The sequence below is a fragment of the Paraburkholderia caffeinilytica genome (genome assembly GCF_046030355.1).
Lineage (GTDB): Bacteria > Pseudomonadota > Gammaproteobacteria > Burkholderiales > Burkholderiaceae > Paraburkholderia > Paraburkholderia caffeinilytica_B.
Genome location: NZ_JAQQCQ010000002.1, coordinates 449,105 through 464,757 on the forward strand (window position 1 = coordinate 449,105; position 15,653 = coordinate 464,757).

Here is a 15,653-nt window from a genome sequence, read left to right on the forward strand (position 1 = left end):
CGGCCCGCGCTTCGTTTACGCGGTGCTGCGTTCGGTGCGGCGCCTGAACGGTTCGAGAAGCTGTTCGGTCATCGCGAGCAGGAAGAAGCCCCAGACGATGGCGGCATAGCACCAGAAGCTGTCAAGGTTCTTGAGCCAGATGAAGTGCGAGGAGCCAAAGATGCCGAGCAGCGCAAACGCAAAAAGGATGGCTGAGACGTATGGAAAAAGTACCCATTTCCAGCGAAAGTACATCTCCTTGTGTAGCTCGCCGATGAGGGCGTAGGCGAAAGCGGCAATGCCACCAGACCAGAATGCCTTCAGGGCAAAGATTCCGAAAAAGAGCCAGGTCTGTGTGCTCATCGGCACGTCATCGGGGATGTCGAGCACGATGGCGCCATCCAGTGCGATCTGCGGGCCTGTAGCCAGGAGATAGGCGACGACGAGCATGGGCCAGGCGAGGATCTTGGAGAGGTCCTGAAGGCTTTTTACATCGGTGAGCTTGGGCATCAGATCGGTCATGCGGCTTCTCTTCTCTAGCGGCTACGTGCAGCTATCGAAGCGCTTCGGCGCCAGTTTCATCGATGACACCGACATTCCGCAGCAGCATCGCGACAACACGTTTCTGGAATTAGGCGTGACCGACCGGTATTACTTTGGCGCTGCACAGTTCGACGGCACGCTCGCATACCGTCAAGGTATCGGCGGCCTGGGTGCAACGGCAGACCCTTACGCGGGCAGCCCGACCTATCGTTATCACATGGCCATACTCGATGCGAACGTGTCGATGCCATTCGCCGTTGCGACACAGAATTTCCGGTATGTCACGACCGTACACGGGCAGTTCACGAACGATACGCTGTTCTATCTGGACGACATGACGATCGGCAGCCGGTACACGGTGCGCGGCTTCGACGGCGAGACGATGCTGGCGGCGGAACGCGGTTTCTACTGGCGTAATGAGCTACAGGTGCCGCTTGGGCAAACCGGGCAGGCAGTGTGCGGGGCTGGACTACGGGCGCGTTTTCGGGCCGAATACGGCGTTTCTGGCGGGGACGCAAGTGGCGGTTGCGGTGATCGGGATTCGCGGCGGCGTTCCGTCACGGTTTGTGGGCGTCTCGTACGACCTGTTTGCCGGAACGCCGATCTACAAACCGGCGGCATTCCCGACCGCACGATGGACGGTCGGGTTCCAGCTAACAGCGCAGTTCTAGATGCTGACCGTCGCTATGCGTCCAGTTCCGGATAGTCGGTCTGCACAAACTCAAGCGTAGACCAGTCGGGCTTGCTGTTCGGACCACTGAACGCAAAGATCAATTCAATTTCGGACAGCCGGCCGTGCCGGTCCATCCAGAGCGATGCCCGAACCGGTCCACCTTCCATATCGCGCAGGCGGCCACTGACCGGATATTCCCGTAAGCCAAGTTGGTCCTGACGACGCTTCACGTCATCCAGGTCGAGAAATACGAACGACCCGTTTTTCAGGAAGAGCCGTGCGGTTGCGACTGCCATATCCGCCAGCAACTGCTTGCGCATCGGCTTGTCCAGTTTGCGCGCATTGAAGCTTACGGGCACACCGCGAAGCTGTATCTGAGATCGCTGGTAATTCGCGGCGCATGGGCCGTAGTTTACATTTGGTCCAGCGCGCACCCTGTACTGATTTTCATGCAGTGCACGCAAGCACTCAATCACCCTTCAGCACACTACACAGTCTGCCGCATCAAACCGCTACAAACCCACCCACATCAACCTTCCCCCGCGCAGCGGCCAACCCACCTCGCCGCCCGGCAAAAGCAGAGCCCCCACTCCCCGTCTGAAACACCGCCACCGCCGAAGTCAACCTCCGAGCCTGCTCCTCCAGCGAACCAGCCGCCGCCGCAGCCTGCTCAACCAGCGCGGCATTCTGCTGCGTCACCTCATCCATCTGCGCGACAGCCAGGTTCACCTGATCGATCCCCGTGCTCTGCTCAAGCGCCGCAGCCGCGATCTCACCCATAATCGAACTCACGCGGGAAATCGCCTCGACAATCTCGGTCATCGTCGACCCCGAACGCTCAACCAACTGCGACCCCGCCTGCACACGAGCCGTCGAAGCATCGATCAACCCCTTGATCTCCTTCGCCGCCGCAGCGCTTCGCTGTGCCAACGACCGCACTTCACTCGCCACCACCGCAAACCCACGCCCTTGCTCGCCCGCGCGTGCCGCTTCGACCGCCGCGTTCAGCGCCAGAATATTGGTCTGGAAAGCGATCCCCTCAATCACGCCGACAATATCGGCAATCCGCCGCGAGTCGTCGACGATGCCATGCATCGTGCCCACCACCTGCTCCGTCAGATCGCCACCCTGAGCAGCCAGGCTCGACGCACCCTGCGCCAGCGAACTCGCCTGCTTCGCGTTATCCGCCGTCTGCTTGACTGTCGAGGTCAGCTCTTCGATGCTCGCCGCCGTTTCTTCGAGCGACGCAGCCTGCTCCTCGGTACGTTGCGACAGATCGGTATTGCCCGCGGCAATCTCGCTCACCCCGGTATCGATCGATTCCGTGCCGTGACGCACCGCGTTCACCGTCTCGATCAGCGAGTCCTGCATCTTGCGCAATGCCGCCGCGAGACGGCCCATTTCGTTATTGCTCGTCACCTCGATCCGGCTGGTCAGATCACCATTAGCAATCCGCTGGAACTGCGCAATGGTTGCATCGACCGGACTGACAATGGCCCGCACCATGACTGCCCGCCCGATCAACGCGCCAAGCAGCGACAACCCCATGCCGATCGCCACCGCAATGCAAATCGCGTAGAACAGGTCCTGTGCATCCTGATAACGCTGCGCACCGTGATCGAGTTGCAATTGCTCGAGCGCGAGCATGGCCTTCTCGTACGCGCTGTAGAGCGACGGCAGCTTGTGCGCCTGCAACTGCTCGAATGCGGTCTTGTCGCCGGACTTCAGCGCGGCCAGCGCCGGATCGACGCCCTCGTGCAGGAAGGTGTCGCGCTTGTCCTGCATGTCCTTGATCAGGCGCTGTTCATCGGCATCCGTGCTCGCGCGGCTCACATAGTGGGCAAGACGCTCATTCGATGCTTTCTGATACTGATCAAAGCGTTTGAGCACCGCGTTCGCCCCGTCCTGGTCGTTCAGGTCGACCAACGATGCGTAGGTCGCCAGCGCCAGACGCAGGCGCAACAGTTGTCCGGCGCTGCCTTCGAGGTCGGCGACTGCGGGTGTGTCCACGGTGTACATCTGCTGCAGCGACGCGTTGCTCGAACGCAACGACAACAGACCGGCCGCGGCGCCAAACAGCAGCACCACGCCGAAGAACACAATCATCAAGGTCAGGCAGGTTCGAATCGACAGATTTTTCAGCATCGGGCTTGTCTCCATTGGGCTGCCTGACCGAATGTTTAGAAAACCAGCCTCGGCCATGCGTGCTGCGCCCAAGCCCATACGGCCAGGTCCGCAACGCTTGTTTAAAATTTAAGCGAACGCCACACAAATGGTCTACGGCGGGATTACAGAAAACTTTATGGTTGATGGCGCATACGTTTGCGATACCTCAACATGCAAACGGAAGTCAGCGGCCGCTCACGCACCGGCATTTGCGGGACTACCCGGGTGGTCAGCAGCCGGCGCTTGGTAGAAAGTGACGAGGCGCGCGTCTCCGGAGCATTTCTATGTCAGAAATAGGCTCGGCTCTGCTGGTTTTCGCTTTATTGCTTGTCGGAACCGGCTTTGGCGTGTGGGTGCGCCCGTTGCTGCCTGAGGAGCACAAGGCACACGAAACCGTGCAACTCATTCAGTTGGTTATCGGCATGCTCGTGACGTTTGCCGCCTTGGTGCTCGGGTTGATGACGGCGTCCGCGAAATCCGGTTTCGATACCGAATCGAATGATTTGCGCACTTTCGCGGCTGACCTGATCGAATTGGACACAACCATGCGGGAATACGGCGGCGATACCGATGAGGCCCGCCGCCTGCTGCGTTTGTACACCGCGGCGGCGATTGCATCGACATGGCCCGACGAGCCCACTCCAACCGGTGATTATCCGAGGAACATCGGAACGCAGGACAACTCGCAGAAACTGGAGAACGTGCGGCTTGGCGATATGCTGACTGATGTGGGCAGGCAGTTGCGGCAATTGCAGGCGCATAGTCCGTTACAACAGCGCGCGCTCGACGATGCGTTGACGCAATATCGGCGAACCGTGGATGCTCGCTGGAAGATCATCGAGGAAGCACACAGTTCAATTTCTCTGCCTTTCCTGATGACGCTGACGTTCTGGCTGTGCGTGATTTTTCTCAGCTTCGGATTGATTGCGCCACGCAATGCGTTGGCGCTAGTCATGATCACGCTGGGAGCCGTATCGATTGCGTCTGCCATTTATGTGATCGTCGATCTGGATACGCCATTTACCGGGCCGATTGTCGTTTCCAGTTTGCCGATGAGAGATGCACTGGAGCACCTCAGGCGCAAATAAAAAACCCCGCCTTTCGAGCGGGGTTTTTTACATCGTTCAACTCGCGTGCGGGTTGATCAGAACGGAATATCGTCGTCCATCTCATCAAACCCACCGCCGGCCGGCGCGCTCGGACGGCTCGAACCACCGCCGCCACCGCTGCCGCCACGCGAAGCACCGCCGCCCGAGACCGCGCGACCGCCACCGCCACCACCGCCGCCGCTACGCTCCGACGGCTCACCGCGGCTATACCCGCCTTCGTCGCCACCGCCGCCCATCGAGCCGCCACGGCCACCCAGCATTTGCATCTGCTCGGCGACGATTTCCGTCGAGTAACGATCGGTGCCGTCCTGAGCCTGCCACTTGCGGGTACGGATGCGCCCTTCCAGGTACACCGACGAGCCTTTCTTCAGATATTCCGACACGATCTCAGCCAGCCGGCCGAAGAACGACACGCGGTGCCATTCGGTCGCTTCCTTCATTTCGCCGGACGCTTTGTCCTTGTACCGATCCGTCGTCGCAAGGCGGATGTTCGCCACTGCGTCGCCGCTCGGAAGATAACGGACTTCCGGATCGGCTCCGAGATTGCCGACGAGAATGACCTTGTTCACGGATGCCATGAGTTTCTCCTGTTGATTCCATTGCGGGCGGCGCGGCAACACACAATTCACGTCTCAAGCCGGTGCGCCGGAGACCGGAACTGCGCCTCAGCCCGCCGCCGGGTGAGTTCTGTCAAGAAAACGCCGGGCCGTCCCAGGTTTTCCACACCGAAGGCAATCCCTCGGGAAGCCTGGCGCGAAGTGCCCGGATTGGGGGCGCTGTTACGCCTTCTTGCGCGGCGGCTGTTTCATATTTGCCGCGATTATAAGCCAGCAAAAGACCAGTCCCGAGCAAGTGAAAAACACCGCGCTCTGACCGTCCGCCTTGAGCAGCCAACCGCCGACCACGCCGCCCAGCGCAAGCCCGATCGACTGCGTGGTGTTGTACACGCCGGCCGCCGCGCCCTTGCGGGTTCCCGGCGCCAGTTTCGACACCAGCGACGGCTGCGACGCTTCCAGAATATTGAAGCCGAGAAAGTAGACAAAGAGGATCGCCGCCACACTCAGAATCGTATGCGGTGCGACGCCCAACAACAACTGTCCGATCAGGATAAGACCGATCGCGGACAACAGCACGATTTTCATTTTTCCGCGCTTTTCCGCGGCGATGATCGCCGGGACCATCATCACGAAGGAGAGGCCCATTACCGGCAAATACACCTTCCAGTGCGACGCGACCGGCAGGCCGCCGGCTTCGAGAATGCGTGGCACGACGAGGAACAACGCGGTTTGCGTGGCGTGCAGCACGAGCACGCCGAAGTTCAGGCGCAGCAGTTCCACGTTATGCAGCACTTCGGCGAACGGCGCGCGCACGTGGACGGGCTTGGGCGCATCCGGCACGACCCACAGCACGAGGCCGATCGCCAGAATCGAGAAGATGCCGACCAGCGTGAACAGGCCGCTCATGCCGACCCACTGGAATACGAGCGGCGCACCGACGATCGCCACCGCGAATGAAACACCGATACTGCCGCCCACCATCGCCATCGCCTTGGTGCGATGCTCTTCGGAAGTGAGGTCGGCGATAAACGCGATCACCGCGGACGACACCGCGCCCATGCCCTGAATCACCCGGCCGACGATGATCCACGTCATGTCGTGCGCGCCCGCGGCGACGAAGCTGCCGAGCGCGAAAATCAGGAGGCCGGTCGCAATGACCGGTTTGCGGCCGACCTTGTCGGAGATCCAGCCGTAGAAGATGTACAGCATCGACTGCGTCACGCCGTACGCGCCGAGCGCGATCCCCACCAGCAGCACGTTGTCGCCGCCGGGAATGGTCTTCGCGTAGATCGAGAACACCGGCATGATCATGAAGAGACCGAGCATGCGCAGCGCGAAGATCGCAGCGAGCGACACGGTCGCGCGCATTTCAGGCGCGCTCATGCGTGAGGATATAGCGGACGGATTGGACATCGATCGGAAGCGTTCTTTGAATGAGCGGAGCGGCCTACCACGGGGCGGTACACCGCGGGCGGGCCTTCCCCGCAGGACGGCCACAACCTGGCGGCTTACCACATTACGGCTGGACAGCGGCTGGCATATGGCGCGGCTTCGGGCCGGCGGCCTTGCCGGACACTCGTCCGGAGCCTCGCGGCGCCTTGTACTCGCGGAAATTGGCCCCAGTTAGCCCTCTTTCCCGCGGCGCTGGGCCGCTGCCTTACAGCTTGCCTTGCACCTTCTTCGGGCTGTCAGGAAGCCGTAACGGCGGTCTTGAAAAGTCGTTATAGTAGCAGGTTTAGCCTCTTCCTCTTTCCGCCGGGTCACGGGCCAAGTCTTGGAATAACGCGTGGAACAAATCCGTATCCGTGGGGCTCGCACCCACAACCTGAAGAACGTCAATCTCGACCTCCCACGTCACAAGCTCGTCGTGATTACGGGCCTGTCCGGCTCGGGTAAATCGTCGCTGGCGTTCGACACGCTCTACGCGGAAGGACAGCGGCGCTACGTCGAAAGTCTCTCCGCCTACGCTCGCCAGTTCCTGCAATTGATGGAAAAACCGGACGTCGATCTGATCGAAGGCCTGTCGCCGGCGATCTCGATCGAGCAGAAGGCGACCTCGCACAATCCGCGCTCCACGGTCGGCACCGTCACCGAGATTCACGACTATCTGCGGCTGCTGTTCGCCCGGGTCGGCACTCCGTACTGTCCGGATCACGAAATTCCGCTGGAAGCGCAAAGCGTCTCGCAGATGGTCGACGCCGCGCTCGCGCTGCCGGAAGAAACGAAGCTGATGATCCTCGCGCCGGTGGTGGCGAACCGCAAGGGCGAGCACGTCGAGCTGTTCGAAGAGATGCAGGCGCAGGGCTTCATCCGTTTTCGCGTCCGTTCGGGCGGCGGCACGGCCAACGAGGGCGTCGCGAAGATCTACGACGTCGACTCGCTGCCGAAGCTGAAAAAGAATGACAAGCACACGATCGACGTCGTCGTCGACCGGTTGAAAGTGCGCGGCGATATGAAGCAGCGCCTCGCCGAATCGTTCGAAACGGCACTGCGTCTCGCCGACGGCCGCGCGATCGCGCTGGAAATGGATACGGACAAGGAGCATCTGTTCAGCTCGAAGTTCGCCTGCCCGATCTGCTCGTATTCGCTGCAGGAGCTCGAGCCGCGCCTCTTCTCGTTCAACAATCCGATGGGCGCGTGCCCGGAATGCGACGGCCTCGGCCAGATTACCTTCTTCGATCCGAAGCGGGTCGTCGCACATCCGTCGCTGTCGCTGGCGGCAGGCGCGGTGAAGGGCTGGGACCGGCGTAACCAGTTTTACTTCCAGATGCTGCAAAGTCTCGCGGCGTTCTACGAGTTCGACATCGACACGGCCGTCGAAGACCTGCCGGAAAAAGTCCGCAAGATTCTGCTGTTCGGTTCGGGCAAGCAGGAGATTCCGTTCTCGTACATCAACGAGCGCGGCCGCACTTCCGTGCGCGAGCATGTGTTCGAAGGGATCATCCCGAATCTGGAGCGGCGTTACCGCGAGACCGATTCGGTCGCGGTGCGCGAAGAGCTCGCCAAGTACCAGAACAATCAGTCCTGCCCCGCCTGCGCCGGCACGCGGCTGCGGCGCGAAGCGCGTTTCGTGCGGATCGGCTCGAACAGCGACGCGCGCGGCATCTACGAAATCAGCGGCTGGCCGTTGCGCGACGCGCTCGGCTATTTCCAGACGCTGCGGCTCGAAGGCTCGAAGCGCGAAATCGCGGACAAGGTGGTCAAAGAGATCGTCGCACGGCTGATGTTCCTGAATAACGTCGGGCTCGATTATCTGTCGCTCGAACGCAGCGCGGAAACGCTGTCGGGCGGTGAAGCGCAGCGGATTCGTCTCGCGTCGCAGATCGGCTCCGGTTTGACCGGCGTGATGTACGTGCTGGACGAGCCGTCGATCGGGCTGCATCAACGCGACAACGATCGTCTGATCGCCACGCTCAAGCATCTGCGCGATCTGGGCAACTCGGTGATCGTCGTCGAGCACGATGAAGACATGATCCGCATGGCCGACTACGTGGTCGACATGGGTCCGGGCGCAGGCGAGCACGGCGGCATGGTGATCGCCGAGGGTACGCCCAAACAGGTGCAGGCAAACCCGGCGTCGATGACCGGACAGTACATGTCCGGCGCCCGCAACATCGAATTCCCGGACGAACGCAAGGAACCGGACGAACGCCGTCTGCGCATCGTCGAGGCGTACGGCAATAATCTGCAGCACGTCTCGCTCGATCTGCCGGTCGGCCTACTGACCTGTGTGACCGGCGTGTCCGGTTCGGGCAAGTCCACGCTGATCAACGACACGCTGTATCACGCGGTTGCGCATCACCTGTATGGCTCGTCTACCGAGCCCGCGCCGTACGAATCGATCGAAGGTCTGGAGCACTTCGACAAGGTCATCAACGTCGACCAGTCGCCGATCGGCCGCACGCCGCGCTCGAATCCGGCCACTTACACAGGCCTGTTCACGCCGATCCGCGAACTGTTCGCGGGCGTGCCGGCGGCGAAGGAGCGCGGCTACGAAGCGGGCCGCTTCTCGTTCAACGTGAAGGGCGGCCGTTGCGAATCCTGCCAGGGCGACGGCGTGCTGAAGGTGGAAATGCACTTTTTGCCGGACGTCTACGTTCCCTGCGACGTCTGCCACGGCAAGCGCTACAACCGCGAAACGCTGGACGTCCAATACAAAGGCAAGAACATCAGCGAAGTGCTCGACATGACGGTGGAAAACGCCTACGAGTTCTTCAAGCCGGTGCCGGTCGTCGCGCGCAAGCTGAAAACCTTGCTGGACGTGGGTCTCGGCTACATCCGGCTGGGCCAGTCGGCCACTACCCTGTCGGGCGGCGAGGCCCAGCGCGTCAAACTTTCTTTGGAACTGAGCAAGCGCGACACGGGTCGCACGCTATACATCCTGGACGAGCCGACCACCGGATTGCACTTTCATGACATCGCATTGCTGCTGGAAGTCATTCATCGTTTGCGAGACCAGGGTAATACCGTCGTGATCATCGAGCATAATCTCGATGTAATAAAGACTGCCGACTGGGTCATCGATCTCGGCCCCGAAGGCGGAGCCGGTGGCGGTCAGATCATTGCGCAAGGCACACCGGAGCAGGTTGCCAGGTCGAAGGCAAGTTTTACCGGTAAGTATCTGGCGCCGCTGCTGAAACGCACTGCCAGTAGAAAGTAACGCTGCACAACACGGGTTGGAGACGGAATAAGCCATGGCCAAGCGGAATCAGGCGAGCGACGACGGGCAAGTGCAGGACCTACGCCCACGCCCGGTCAGGCTGACTAGCGACATGAGCCTGCCGAAGCTGTCGGCGGTCGAAATCGGCAGTTACGTGCTGATGCTGATCGGAATGTGGGCGGTCATCGAACTGAAACTGCTCGGCGCGTTGCTGGCCGGGCTGCTCGTGTTTCAACTCGTGCACACCATTGCGCCGCGCATTGAACGGCATATGTCGAGTCAGCGCGCGCGCTGGCTCGCGGTGGTGATCCTCTCGGCCGTGATAGTCGGCGCATTGACGGGGCTGACGCTCGGCATCATCGAGCATTTCGAGAACGACGTGCCGAGCGTGCAGAAACTGCTCGACCAGGCCATGCAGCTGATCGACCAGGCGCGTGGCCGGATTCCGCAATTCGTCGCCAACTATCTGCCGGTCGATACCGACCAGATGAAGACCAAGGCCGCCGAATTGATGCAGACGCACGCGAACATGCTGCAGCAAAGCGGCAAGACCGCGGCGCGCGGCTTCACCCACATCCTGATCGGCATGATCATCGGCGCGATCATCGCGGTCGGGGCGCAGAAGCATATGCAACGCCTGCCGCTGTCCACGGCGTTCATCACGCGCGTGACCCGTTTCGCCGACGCTTTCCGCCGCATCGTATTCGCCCAGGTCAAGATTTCCGCGATCAACGCGGTCTTCACCGGCATCTTCCTGCTGGTGGTGCTGCCGATCTTTCACGACACGCTGCCGCTTTCCAAAACACTGGTGCTGGTGACGTTCATCGTCGGCCTGCTGCCGGTGATCGGCAATCTGATCTCGAACACGATCATCGTCGCGGTGGCGCTCTCGGTGAGCTTTCCGGCAGCAATCATGTCGTTGGTGTTCCTGATCCTGATTCACAAGCTGGAGTACTTTCTAAACGCGCGCATCGTCGGTGGTCAGATCGAGGCGCGCGCCTGGGAACTGCTGATCGCGATGCTCGTGATGGAAGCCGCATTCGGCATCCCCGGCGTGGTCGCGGCGCCGATCTTCTATGCGTATATCAAGCGGGAGTTGATTTATCTGCGGCTGGTGTGAGTTGGCGACGCGCGGGAACAGGGGCGCAACGATTTAAGTCGTAGTGGCCGGCGACATGCCGACTGCCAGCGTGCAACAAGCGAGCGAAAGAAAGCGGCACACGGGTGCCGCTTTTTTCATGCATCAGAAGTCGATGCGCGCATTCAATGACAGCGTGCGCGGATCGCCCGGCGTCACGTAGTCCGCGTACTGATATTCCCAGTAGCGGCGATTGAGCAGGTTGTCGATCGCCGCACGGAACGTCACGTCGTACCCGCCGATGCGCGTGGCGTAGCTCGCACCCAGGTTGACCAGCATGTAGCCCGGCGCGTTGAGATTGGCGGTGGGACGCACGTTGGTATTGCCGGTGAATTTCGCGTCGGCGCCGATACGCAGCCCCGGCACATACGGCACCGAGTACGTCGCATGACCCGCCACGACGAACTGCGGCGCGCCAGCTACGCGATTGCCGTTGTTGGCCGCGCCCTTCTCGTACTGGGTGTTGATCCACATGAGGTCGCCGCCGACATTCCAGCTCGAACCCAGGCGTACATCGCCGCCAAACTCCACGCCCTGAAAGATCGACTCGCCGTCCTGCGTGAAGACGTTCGCACTGTTTGCATACGCCGAGCCGCGTTCGATCCGGAACAGCGCGGCCGTCGCGCTCCAGCGCGCATGCTCGCTCTTGATCCCGACTTCGTACTGCTTGCTGCGCAACGGCTTGAGCAGCTCGCCCCGATTCACATACGTATCGCCCACCACCGTGCCCGCTTCCAGCGATTCGACGTAGCTGGTGTACAGCGTAGTGGTCGGCGCCAGCTTGAACATCAACGCGACGGTAGGCGTCACGACACCGTTCTGGCTGTATGTCGAGAGAGTCGCGCCGGTGGTCGAATAGCCGTGCTGTTCGTAGTTCGTGTAACGCACGCCGCCGAGTACCGACCAGCGCTGCGTCAACTGGATCGTATCGCTCGCGAACAAGGCCTTTTGCGTGATGTCGCTGTCACGGTACGTGTAGTAATTCGACGCGCTGTCGAAAATATTGGTGTTCGGCTGATAGATGTTGCCGGTGCCAATCTGGCCGAAGAAGCTGTTTGCGCCGTAGTCGTTGGTTTGCCGCTGATAGGCTGCGCCGAACACGAGCTGATGCTGGAACGGCCCCGTCTTGACACTGCCTTCCGCCGACACCTGCCACAAGCTCAGTTGATGCCCTTCCTTGCCGGCAAAGCGGCTATCCGTGTAATCGCCCGCGCCGTTTAGCAGGTAATACGTGCTCTCATTACGATCGCGCGAACTTTTGCTGTAGCTGTAGTTCGCGTTGAGCGTCCAGTCCGGGCCCAGGTTGTGCTGCACGCCGGCCGTGTAGAGCTGCACGTTCGTGTTCAGATGCTGGTCGGGACCAGAAAGGTCGCCAGTGCCGCCACTTAAGGTGTGCGGCAAGCCCGTGCCGGGATACTGTGCCGTCGAGATCGCCCCGGTGATGCCGCTCGAATGACGCTCCTGATACAGCGCGCCGAAGGTCGCCTTGAGGTCACGGGTGATGCGGGCGTCGAGCGCCAGCGACACGGCATCGCGCCGCACATTGCCTTCGTTGTAGGTCTTGCCTTCTTCGTGCGTCGCATTCAGGCGGTAGCCGAACATGCCGTCTGGGCCGACACGTCCGCCGAGATCGGCATGCTCGCTCCACACGCCGTCGGTCTGGTAGCCGATATCGACGCTGCGTATCGGCGTGGTCGAAACCGGCGGTTTTTTCGTCACATAGTTGACCACACCGCCCGGCGCGCCAAAGCCGTACATGAAGCCGGTCAGTCCCTTCAGCAATTCCACTTTTTCGAGTTGCTCGTACGGCATCGTGATGCCATAGCTATTGAAGGGCATGCCGTCGATCTTGAAGCCCGACTGCCAGTCGAGCTGCATGCCACGCACCGTCACGTAGGTAGCCCAGGCGTTGTAAGCGTTGCCGTTGTCGGAGACGGAGGCGTCGGTGGCGAACACGTCGCCGAGTTTGGACGGCTGGCGATCCTGCAATTCTTCGCTGGTAACCACGGTGGTGGAGAACGGCGTGTCGAGTTGCGAACGCGCGCCGAGTGCCCCGCTGCTGACGTCTTCTTTCAGGTGTTGTGCCGTGTCTTGCTTCGCCGTGACCTTGACCGTCGGCAGCGCATTTTCACTTGCGTCCGGCAGCGCCTGCGTGACGGACGCCTGTTGCGCCCACGCTCCCTGACTGGCTGCAAATGCCAGACACGCCGCCATATGCAATGGCCGCACCGTCAGCCGTTTCTTCGACCGATTTACCCCGTTCTTTACGCTCATCGCTGATTCCGTTTTCTTCGACACCCATATCAAATGAGAATAATTCCCATTTCCATGGGCCGCGATGATGCCGAAAATTTATGCTAATTGTAAGCTTTGAGGTGCGACATTTTGCCGCACCAAGCAAAGACACTCCGACTGAAATCCATACCAGGTAAGGCTCTCCGGAGCGCGCACAAGCAGATCGTCTGAGCGGCGCTGCGCCGCACTTACGAGAAACTTGCAGCCGATGGCACGATTCCATAAGATGAGAACAATTCCCATTTGCACTGCGTCTTTGCCGTGACACCCCGCCAGAATTTCCGCCGCATTTCGCCGGCTCGCCCATGAGGCGGCAACTCGTCCGCCTGCACCGTTGGTTCGGTGTCGCCATTGCGTTGTTTCTATTCGTCGCCGGCTTGACCGGCGCGATCATCGCGTGGGATCACGAACTCGATGCGGCGCTGAACCCATCGTTCTTCAACGCGCGCACCGCCGGCCCGGCGCTGTCGGGGCTCGAACTGGCACGTCGCGTCGAAGCAGCCGATCCCCGCCTGCAGGTGACATATCTGCCGCTCGACGCCGAACCCGGCCACACGCTGCAGATGATGGTGCTGCCGCGGACCAACCCCGCGACGAAGCAGCCCTACCCGCTCGACTTCAACCAGATTGCCGTCGACCCCGCCACCGGCGACATACAGGGGCGGCGCGAATGGGGCGCCGTTTCACTCGCCCGGCTCAATCTGATTCCGTTCATCTACAAACTGCACTACACGCTGCAATTGCCGTTCACCGGCGGCGTCGATATCGGCACCTGGTTGATGGGCGTCGTTGGGATCGTGTGGCTGTTTGACAGCGTGGTCGCCCTGTGGCTGTCGTTTCCGAGTCTCAAGGCATGGCGCAAGTCGTTCGCGTTTCGCGTCGGGCGCGGCGGCTATGCGCTCACCTTCGATTTGCATCGCTCGGGCGGCGTGTGGATCTGGGGCCTGCTGGTGATCGTCGCGCTAACGTCGATATCGATGAATCTCTCCGGTCCAGTCGTTCGGCCGGTTGTATCGCTAGTCTCGACGCTCACGCCTGATCCGATCAACAACCCGGAAATTCTGCGCAAACCCCAGCCGGGCGATCAGGTATTGAGCCGTGAACGCATCGTGCAGCTAGCCGAACAAGCCGGTAAGGCGCAGAACCTGAAGGTGCCGCCGGGCGGCGTCTACTACGCGGAATTCCTGCACGCCTACGGAGTCGGCTTCTACGCAACCGGCAACGATCACGGCGATCTCGGCCTCGGCAATCCATGGATGTATTGGGACGCAGTCACCGGCAAGCCACTCGGCGTGCAAATTCCCGGCAAGGGGACGGCGGGTGACATTTTCATGCAGGTGCAATTCCCGCTGCATTCGGGACGCATTCTCGGTCTCGGCGGGCGGATTCTGATTAGCGCGATGGGAATTGCGGTCGCCGTGCTGAGCGCAACGGGACTGCTGATCTGGTTGAAGAAACTGAACGCGCGCCGCCGTTCGGCACAAAACGCGCGGGGCGCACGGGATGCGGGTGCATCCGCGATACGGTCCTGATCTGACGAAGAACGCGCCGAACAGACGCGGCGCAGGCTTGCAGCGGGATCATGCGACCACGATTTGGCCGCCCCACTGCAAGCGCATTAACTACGTTTAGTTAAACACCACCGTCTTGCTGCCGTTCAACACGACACGATGCTCGACGTGCCACTTCACCGCACGCGCGAGCGTCACGCATTCCACGTCGCGGCCAATCGCCGTCAGTTGCTCCGGCGTCATGCTGTGGTCGACACGCTCCACGCCCTGCTCGATGATCGGGCCTTCGTCGAGATCCGTCGTCACGTAGTGGGCCGTGGCGCCGATCAGTTTCACGCCACGGTCGAACGCCTGGTAATACGGCTTCGCGCCCTTGAAGCTCGGCAGGAACGAATGGTGGATATTGATCGCGCGGCCGGCGAGGGATTCGCACAGTTGCGGCGAGAGAATCTGCATGTAGCGCGCGAGCACCACCAGGTCGGCTTGATGCTCGTTGATCACTTCGAGCACGCGCGCTTCCTGCGCGGCCTTTGCATCGGGCGTGCCGCCCATCAGCGGGAAGTGATGGAACGGAATGTCATAGCTCGCCGCGAGCTGATAGAACTCCTTGTGATTCGAGATGATCGCCGGAATCTCGATGCCCAGTTGACCGGTGCGATAGCGGAACAGCAGGTCGTTCAGGCAATGACCGATCTTCGACACCATAATGACGACGCGCGGCTTCACCGACGCATCGTGCATTTCCCAACGCATGCCGAACTGCTCGGCGAGCGTGGTGAACGACGTACGCAACGCGTCCAGACCCGGATCGCCACCCACCTGCTGGAAATGCACGCGCATGAAGAACTCGCCGGTGCGGCTGTCGCCGAACTGCGCGGAGTCGAGAATATTGCTGCCACGCTCGAACAGAAAGCCCGAAACCGCGTGGACGATGCCGGGCCGGTCGGCGCACGACAGTTTGAGGATAAAGCTGTGATCGGTCGACATGACCTGGGTGACTCCCTTCTTCAGTGCGTAGTGTA

11 protein-coding genes and 1 pseudogene are annotated in these 15,653 nt (G+C 61.1%); 5 read left to right on the plus strand and 7 right to left on the minus strand.

Annotated elements, in window-relative coordinates; genetic code table 11:
* Nucleotides 1–15: 15 nt before the first annotated feature.
* Nucleotides 16–501, minus strand: a complete 486-nt coding sequence (locus tag PQQ95_RS04250) for a hypothetical protein (RefSeq protein WP_408435178.1) — start codon at nt 499–501, stop codon at nt 16–18.
* Nucleotides 502–523: 22 nt separating this feature from the next.
* Here PQQ95_RS04250 and PQQ95_RS04255 point away from each other — a divergent pair.
* Nucleotides 524–1,193, plus strand: a pseudogene (locus PQQ95_RS04255) (ShlB/FhaC/HecB family hemolysin secretion/activation protein); the annotation flags it as partial.
* Between the two features lie 13 nt (nt 1,194–1,206).
* Here PQQ95_RS04255 and PQQ95_RS04260 read toward each other — a convergent pair.
* Nucleotides 1,207–1,515 carry a hypothetical protein gene (locus tag PQQ95_RS04260; RefSeq protein WP_408435180.1) on the minus strand — a complete coding sequence of 103 codons (309 nt, stop codon included), beginning with the start codon at nt 1,513–1,515 and terminating at the stop codon, nt 1,207–1,209.
* Between the two features lie 184 nt (nt 1,516–1,699).
* Nucleotides 1,700–3,340 (minus strand): methyl-accepting chemotaxis protein, encoded by a 1,641-nt coding sequence (locus tag PQQ95_RS04265; RefSeq protein ID WP_408435182.1) that lies wholly within the window; start codon nt 3,338–3,340, stop codon nt 1,700–1,702.
* A gap of 305 nt (nt 3,341–3,645) precedes the next feature.
* On the opposite strand from PQQ95_RS04265, the gene PQQ95_RS04270 reads away from it, so the two are divergent.
* Nucleotides 3,646–4,449 (plus strand): bestrophin-like domain, encoded by an 804-nt coding sequence (locus tag PQQ95_RS04270; protein ID WP_408435184.1) that lies wholly within the window; start codon nt 3,646–3,648, stop codon nt 4,447–4,449.
* A 56-nt stretch (nt 4,450–4,505) separates the two neighbouring features.
* Here the strand turns inward: PQQ95_RS04270 and PQQ95_RS04275 are convergent, their stop codons facing one another.
* Both PQQ95_RS04275 and PQQ95_RS04280 read right to left on the minus strand, forming a co-directional pair.
* Nucleotides 4,506–5,048 carry a single-stranded DNA-binding protein gene (locus tag PQQ95_RS04275; protein WP_408435186.1) on the minus strand — a complete coding sequence of 181 codons (543 nt, stop codon included), beginning with the start codon at nt 5,046–5,048 and terminating at the stop codon, nt 4,506–4,508.
* A 201-nt stretch (nt 5,049–5,249) separates the two neighbouring features.
* Nucleotides 5,250–6,440 (minus strand): MFS transporter, encoded by a 1,191-nt coding sequence (locus tag PQQ95_RS04280; protein ID WP_408435188.1) that lies wholly within the window; start codon nt 6,438–6,440, stop codon nt 5,250–5,252.
* Between the two features lie 373 nt (nt 6,441–6,813).
* Between PQQ95_RS04280 and uvrA the strand changes: the two genes are divergently transcribed.
* Together uvrA and PQQ95_RS04290 are read left to right on the plus strand one after the other, a co-directional pair.
* Nucleotides 6,814–9,687 carry an excinuclease ABC subunit UvrA gene (gene uvrA / locus PQQ95_RS04285; RefSeq protein WP_408435190.1) on the plus strand — a complete coding sequence of 958 codons (2,874 nt, stop codon included), beginning with the start codon at nt 6,814–6,816 and terminating at the stop codon, nt 9,685–9,687.
* A 34-nt stretch (nt 9,688–9,721) separates the two neighbouring features.
* Nucleotides 9,722–10,807: an AI-2E family transporter gene (locus tag PQQ95_RS04290; protein ID WP_408435191.1), complete on the plus strand. Its 1,086-nt coding sequence runs from the start codon at nt 9,722–9,724 to the stop codon at nt 10,805–10,807.
* A gap of 123 nt (nt 10,808–10,930) precedes the next feature.
* Here PQQ95_RS04290 and PQQ95_RS04295 read toward each other — a convergent pair whose 3' ends face one another.
* Nucleotides 10,931–13,099: a TonB-dependent siderophore receptor gene (locus PQQ95_RS04295; protein ID WP_408435193.1), complete on the minus strand. Its 2,169-nt coding sequence runs from the start codon at nt 13,097–13,099 to the stop codon at nt 10,931–10,933.
* 326 nt (nt 13,100–13,425) lie between these two features.
* Here PQQ95_RS04295 and PQQ95_RS04300 point away from each other — a divergent pair, with 326 nt between their 5' ends.
* On the plus strand, nt 13,426–14,652 hold the full coding sequence (locus PQQ95_RS04300) for a PepSY-associated TM helix domain-containing protein (RefSeq protein WP_408435195.1): 1,227 nt from the start codon (nt 13,426–13,428) through the stop codon (nt 14,650–14,652).
* Between the two features lie 96 nt (nt 14,653–14,748).
* Here PQQ95_RS04300 and purU read toward each other — a convergent pair whose 3' ends face one another.
* On the minus strand, nt 14,749–15,618 hold the full coding sequence (gene purU, locus PQQ95_RS04305; RefSeq protein ID WP_408435197.1) for a formyltetrahydrofolate deformylase: 870 nt from the start codon (nt 15,616–15,618) through the stop codon (nt 14,749–14,751).
* Between the last annotated feature and the right edge of the window lie 35 nt (nt 15,619–15,653).

What these genes read in the sequence shown, in the direction of transcription:
- purU (WP_408435197.1), bottom strand. Translation starts at nt 15,618, where the DNA reads ATGTCGACCGATCACAGCTTTATCCTCAAACTGTCGTGCGCCGACCGG.
- PQQ95_RS04275 (WP_408435186.1), bottom strand. Translation starts at nt 5,048, where the DNA reads ATGGCATCCGTGAACAAGGTCATTCTCGTCGGCAATCTCGGAGCCGAT.
- PQQ95_RS04295 (WP_408435193.1), bottom strand. Translation starts at nt 13,099, where the DNA reads ATGAGCGTAAAGAACGGGGTAAATCGGTCGAAGAAACGGCTGACGGTG.
- PQQ95_RS04300 (WP_408435195.1), top strand. Translation starts at nt 13,426, where the DNA reads ATGAGGCGGCAACTCGTCCGCCTGCACCGTTGGTTCGGTGTCGCCATT.
- PQQ95_RS04265 (WP_408435182.1), bottom strand. Translation starts at nt 3,340, where the DNA reads ATGCTGAAAAATCTGTCGATTCGAACCTGCCTGACCTTGATGATTGTG.
- PQQ95_RS04270 (WP_408435184.1), top strand. Translation starts at nt 3,646, where the DNA reads ATGTCAGAAATAGGCTCGGCTCTGCTGGTTTTCGCTTTATTGCTTGTC.
- PQQ95_RS04250 (WP_408435178.1), bottom strand. Translation starts at nt 501, where the DNA reads ATGACCGATCTGATGCCCAAGCTCACCGATGTAAAAAGCCTTCAGGAC.
- PQQ95_RS04290 (WP_408435191.1), top strand. Translation starts at nt 9,722, where the DNA reads ATGGCCAAGCGGAATCAGGCGAGCGACGACGGGCAAGTGCAGGACCTA.
- PQQ95_RS04280 (WP_408435188.1), bottom strand. Translation starts at nt 6,440, where the DNA reads ATGTCCAATCCGTCCGCTATATCCTCACGCATGAGCGCGCCTGAAATG.
- PQQ95_RS04260 (WP_408435180.1), bottom strand. Translation starts at nt 1,515, where the DNA reads ATGCGCAAGCAGTTGCTGGCGGATATGGCAGTCGCAACCGCACGGCTC.